Raw genomic sequence first — 1,599 nt, forward strand, 5'->3', positions numbered from 1 at the left:
CACCGGTACAACATCCTACCAAATGTGTTGTCGTAGGTGGTGGAAACGTTGCCATGGATGCGGCTCGATGTGCCAGACGTCTAGGCGCTGAGGTGCATATCGTATATCGTCGAAGTATGGAGGAACTGCCGGCTCGAAAAGAAGAGGTTGAGCATGCCGAGGAAGAAGGTATCATCTTTGATCTTTTATGCAATCCGGTTCGTGTTATCGGTGACGATCAAGGCTGGTGTAAACAGATCGAATGTATTCGTATGGAACTAGGTGAACCGGATGAAAGCGGAAGAAGAAGACCGGTGCCGATCGAAGGTTCTAATTTCACTATTGATATCGACTGTATGATCATGGCCATCGGTACAAGCCCGAATCCATTGATTCGTCATACGACAAAAGGCCTGGAAGTCAATCGAAAAGGATGTTTCATTTGTGATGAAGATGGTTTAACTTCCCGTGAAAATATTTATGCCGGAGGCGATGCGGTTTCTGGTGCAGCCACTGTTATCAATGCGATGGGAGCCGGAAAAAGAGCAGCCGCTGCCATTGATAAGAAATTAATGAGTGAATAGGAATGTCTGAAAAGGCATTCTTTTTTATGGTCAAATGAATAGAAATAATTTGTGCTGCCATGATACATAGATTTCCCTGTATAGGAAGGTAACAATGAAAAGTTTCTGTATATCTTCTATTTAGAAACTTTGGTGGTTACATCAAAACAAACACATCGATTTTTTAAATTGACAGTTAGGATATCCATCAAAAAAAGGTGCAAGTACTTTTTAGAAATCATAATGGACTGATTGTGATCTGTTTGCTTTATGGCTGGTTTGGGGCAGGTTCTTTTGCGTTTAGTCGATTATTTTTGATTTATTTTATATGTGTGACCTGTTATGGTGCCATAACTCGTCAAAAATCGCTTCTTTTTAAGCGACTTCTTTAGCAATATTGGCTTTCATTATAAGTTTATTGTTGCAAATTTTGTTTTTTTATTTGATTTTTACAAATGAAAGGGTTTACATTTTATGAAAGCAGGTGTACTATAAAGACGAATAAAGTTGAAATAAGGCTCAATTTCAACAACTCACATACTTACATCCTTCCTTATTGTGTGTGAGACAATTTATTCATATCGATTCCTTTCGATACTTGATAAAAAGCACTCTTAGAGTGCTTTTTATCTGTTTTATGCAAAGAAATATATTTTTTTCATAGTAGATGTTATACTCCTTTCAAGAATGAAGAAGAGGAAATCTATATGCGTTTAGAGACTATCATCAAAAAAATTTCGGAAGATCCAAGAAATCAAGAATTTACAGAAAGAGGTATCTTACCGATTCTGCAGGTTGATCCACAGGCAAAAATCTGTATAATCGGGCAGGCGCCGGGAAGACAGGTGGAACAAAATGGGATTCCTTTCCATGATAAATCAGGGCAGACTTTAATGGAATGGATGGGAATCTCCGCTCAATGTCATTAAGTTAAGACAACTATAACTATACAGGCAATCAAGTCTAGATAGTTTTTTACTAATAAGGCATGACAAAAATTGTAGTATTGCTACTACATTTTTTAAGTTATATAATATGGCCGTTAGTCATATCGATA

Annotated in this window: 2 protein-coding genes; both read left to right on the forward strand. The window is 37.4% G+C overall.

Annotation, left to right across the window (positions count from 1 at the left end; genetic code table 11):
- A partial coding sequence (locus U0M88_RS09890) for an FAD-dependent oxidoreductase (RefSeq protein WP_331869701.1) occupies nt 1-563 on the forward strand: 563 nt, incomplete at its 5' end.
- Between the two features lie 686 nt (nt 564-1,249).
- Entirely contained in the window at nt 1,250-1,471 is a 222-nt protein-coding gene (locus tag U0M88_RS09895; protein ID WP_331869702.1) for a uracil-DNA glycosylase family protein, read from the forward strand.
- Nucleotides 1,472-1,599: the final 128 nt, after the last annotated feature.

Source organism: Faecalicoccus sp. (genome assembly GCF_036552745.1).
Classification (GTDB): domain Bacteria; phylum Bacillota_I; class Bacilli_A; order Erysipelotrichales; family Erysipelotrichaceae; genus Faecalicoccus.